This window comes from Bradyrhizobium sp. (genome assembly GCF_049512235.1).
In the GTDB taxonomy this organism is placed as follows: domain Bacteria; phylum Pseudomonadota; class Alphaproteobacteria; order Rhizobiales; family Xanthobacteraceae; genus Bradyrhizobium.
In genome coordinates this window covers 1-3381 of sequence record NZ_JBEKXH010000738.1, presented here as the reverse complement: position 1 = coordinate 3381, position 3381 = coordinate 1, and the positions used below count along the sequence as shown (strand labels likewise).

The 3381-nt window shown below is 61.9% G+C and carries 3 protein-coding genes; 1 reads left to right on the top strand and 2 read right to left on the bottom strand.

What is annotated here, in order from left to right; translation table 11 throughout:
- On the bottom strand, positions 1–647 hold a 647-nt coding region (locus ABSG20_RS34640), incomplete at its 3' end, for an ABC transporter substrate-binding protein (RefSeq protein ID WP_423868932.1).
- Between the two features lie 372 nt (positions 648–1019).
- Here ABSG20_RS34640 and ABSG20_RS34635 point away from each other — a divergent pair.
- Positions 1020–2045, top strand: coding sequence for an ABC transporter substrate-binding protein (locus tag ABSG20_RS34635; RefSeq protein WP_423868931.1), 1026 nt, complete (start codon positions 1020–1022; stop codon positions 2043–2045).
- Between the two features lie 103 nt (positions 2046–2148).
- On the opposite strand, the gene ABSG20_RS34630 is transcribed toward ABSG20_RS34635, so the two are convergent.
- A complete protein-coding gene (locus ABSG20_RS34630; protein WP_423868930.1) occupies positions 2149–3255 on the bottom strand; it encodes an acyl-CoA dehydrogenase family protein in 1107 nt (368 codons plus the stop codon).
- Positions 3256–3381 lie beyond the last annotated feature (126 nt).

The following is a 3381-nucleotide window of genomic DNA, read 5'->3' as shown; positions in this document are numbered from 1 at the left end:
CAATAGTTCGGATTGCGCTCCAGGATGATATAGCTGCCCTTGACCCATTCCTTGAACACAAAGGGTCCGGTGCCGATCGGCGCGCTCGCATTCTTGTTGGCAAGCGGATCGGTACCCTCATAGACGTGCTTCGGCACGATCGGCGACTCAGATGCATCGAGCGCCTTGATCAGATAGGGCGCAGGCTTGGCGAGGACGATGATCGCGGTCAGCGGATCCGGCGTCTGCACCTCCTGGACGAAGGCGAAGGTGCCGCGTCCGCGCGGGTGATTCTCCTTCAACAGCTTGATCGAATAGGCGACGTCGGCCGACGTGAAATCCTTGCCATCGTGCCACTTGACGTTCGGACGCAGCTTGAAGCTGTAACGCAGTCCATCCGGACTGATCGTCCATTCCGTCGCCAGCGCCGGCCGCGGCTTGAAATCGAAATCGTAGGTCAAAAGGCCCTCGGTCACCTTCGGCGACACGCGGGTGGACGGCCCGGCGGTGTGCGCGATGGTGACGAGCGTGGTCGGCTCCTGCTCGACCAGAAACCGCAGCGTACCGCCGCGCGAGGGTTCGGCACTGGCTCCGACAACCATTGCCGACAGTAGCACAATCGCGAGAAGGCATCCATTTCTGAACCGGCCGAGGGCGCGAAAGATCATCTCACTTTTCCTTCGTGGTAATGCTTGCAATGGCTGAGTTTGGTTCATCTGCCGTAATTATCTACTATGGAACGGGTGTAAGATGCTTTCTCATGCGAGCCGCCATCGGGGAATAATTGCAGCGAATTCCCGGACGTCGGGAGCATATGAAACCAACGAAGCGGACAACCGCTGCGATCGTTGTGGGCGGCGGCTAACCGCAACCCGGCACGCTCGACAAGCGGATCACCCATGTAACGGTTCTTCTCGTCTCTTAAGCGACACCAAAACGAATATTCATTCTATCGACTTTTCATAGCCGGGTACCTAGCCTCCGGCAGGCTCGCACCAGCGGTTAGAGCCTATCATCGCATCGCGGAGTACACTTTCGTCATGAGCAGCAATTCAATCTGGTACACGCGCTGTCCGGTGCCCTCGCCGCTCGGGCTTGCCGCCCGCTTCGGCTGGCTCGACGAGGCGTTCGGCCAATATGGCATCAACGTGCAGTCGATCGCCGATTCCCGCGACCCGGCCGTGCGCGAAAGCCATTTCAATCATACCCTGCGCTGGTCGTTCCGGCAGGGCGGCAATATCCCGGCGATCCGCGCACGATCCGAGGGCCGCGAGACCAAGCTGATCGGCCTGACCTGGGTTGATGAGTATCAGGCCATCATTGCCCTGCCCGGATCCCCATTTCGCAGCGTCGATGATCTGCCCGGACGCCGCATCGGCATCCCCCGACGCGCCGGCAACATCATCGATTTCCACAGGGCGACGGCGCTCAAGGGAGTGGTCTCCGCGCTGTCGCTGATCGGCAAGCCGATCGGTGCCGCTACGCTGGTCGATGTCGCCATCGGGGAGTCCATCATCACCCACAAGGGCGACCCGGGCCTGTTCGGGCTGGCGCGGCGACACCCCTATTGGCCGGAGATCGCGGCGCTGGCCCGCGGCGAGGTCGACGCGATCTTCGTCAAGGGCGCCGAAGGCATCACGATTTCCAACCTGCTGGCTGCAACCATCGTTGTCGAGACCGGCCATCATGCCGATCCGAAGATCCGGATCAACAACGGCACGCCGCGCACGCTGACTGTCGACGCCTCCTTCATCGAGGAGCGGCCTGATCTTGCCGCCGAACTGGTGACGCAGGTCCATCGCGCCTCCGACTGGGCGCGCCAGAATCCCGCCGAGACGCTGCGCTTCGTGGCCCAGGAGGTGCTTACCAGCGAGGAAGCCGCTACTTCGGCCTATGGCGCGGACGTTCACCTGAAGCTCGACCTTGCGCTGCAGCCCGAGCAGATTGCCGCGATCGATCATTTCAAGGATTTCCTGCTGAGCTTCGGCTTTCTTGATCACGATTTTGACGTCAATGCATGGGTCGATCGACGCCCCCTGGACAACCTGATCAAAACCGCCGCCTGAGGATCCTGCTTACGCCGGCGCTCCGAGCACGCCGAGATAGCTGCGGCCGATCAGGTCATAGGCGACATCGGTGGTCGGCGGATGAAATGGACCAGAGCGCACGTCACGATAGAGCCGCTCGAGCTCGTTGCGCTTGTAGAGCCCGCCTTGCGCCATCCACCGCGTGCTGCTTGGCGGACAGAATCTTGGCCGGCCAGAACGCGCCATGATCCACCCCGTCGGTCAGCTCCTGCGCGATCCGGTCCAGAAGCGCCCAGATGCTGTCGAGTTCGATCGCGGCCTCGGCCACGTCGCGCTGGGCATAGGGATGATGGGCGTAGGTTTTGCCACCAAGTGCAGTCGATGTTCTTCGTCCAGCGGAATCAAGCGCAAGATCAAATGCGCGCTTGGCGATGCCATAGTACACCGCAGCAATGCCTGGAATCGCGGATGCGAAAATGCCTGCGATAAACGGATCATCCGGCGGGCCCGCCGGCAACACGCGGGCCACATGGGTAGCGTCTGCGACAGCCCCCTCGAGCACGGTGTCGTCGCTGCGCGTCGCCCGGACGCCGATCGTGTCCCAGGTCAGCTCGGTGCGGGTGCCGCCGTCTTGGCGCCGGATGAAGGCATGCACGATCTGGGGCTGCTCAGGGTTTGAATTGTCCAGCGCATGGATTCCGAGCCAGTCCCACACCGGCGACAGCGAGGTGAAGATCTTGCGCCCGGTGAAACGATAGCCGCCGTCGGCCAGCGGCTCGGCGACAACCGCGGAGTTGGCGAGCCCGAGATCATTGCCAACCTCGCCGTGCCCGGCAGCAAAGATCTTGCCGGCCACCGCCTCGCGCAACAACCAGTCCAGCGAATGATCCCCCTGCCGCCATAGATAGGCGGCGGCGCCGGTCCAATAGAGATGCATGTTGATGGCGAGCGCGGTCGACGGCGCGTAATAGGCAAGCCGCGCCTGCTCGCCGACCACTTCGGCGATCGAATATCCCAAGCCGCCGAACTCTTCGGGAACCGCGAGCTGCAGATAGCCCGCTGCGCTCAAGTCGGCGAGGTCCTCATCAAAGAAGCGATTGTCCCGGTCATAACCTGGGGCGCGCGCCGCAAACTGCTTCAAAGCAGCCTCGCTGAGCAGCGACCGACGCTGCGGATGGCTTGGGGTCGGCTGGGCCGAAACCGATCGCAGGATCTGATTCACCGTCGTCCCCTCCAGCCTGGCTGTCATTGACTAACGCTCTACATTTTCGGCGGCGCAAGCGGTTGAGTCAATGAAACGAAACACGCGTTGTTTTCTGCAAATGCACGACAAGCATCCAATTGACATGCGCAACGGGAAATATCTGCACCACGA

Excerpts from the sequence above, each read along its gene's own strand:
- ABSG20_RS34635 (WP_423868931.1), top strand. The coding sequence starts at position 1,020 with ATGAGCAGCAATTCAATCTGGTACACGCGCTGTCCGGTGCCCTCGCCG.
- ABSG20_RS34630 (WP_423868930.1), bottom strand. The coding sequence starts at position 3,255 with ATGACAGCCAGGCTGGAGGGGACGACGGTGAATCAGATCCTGCGATCG.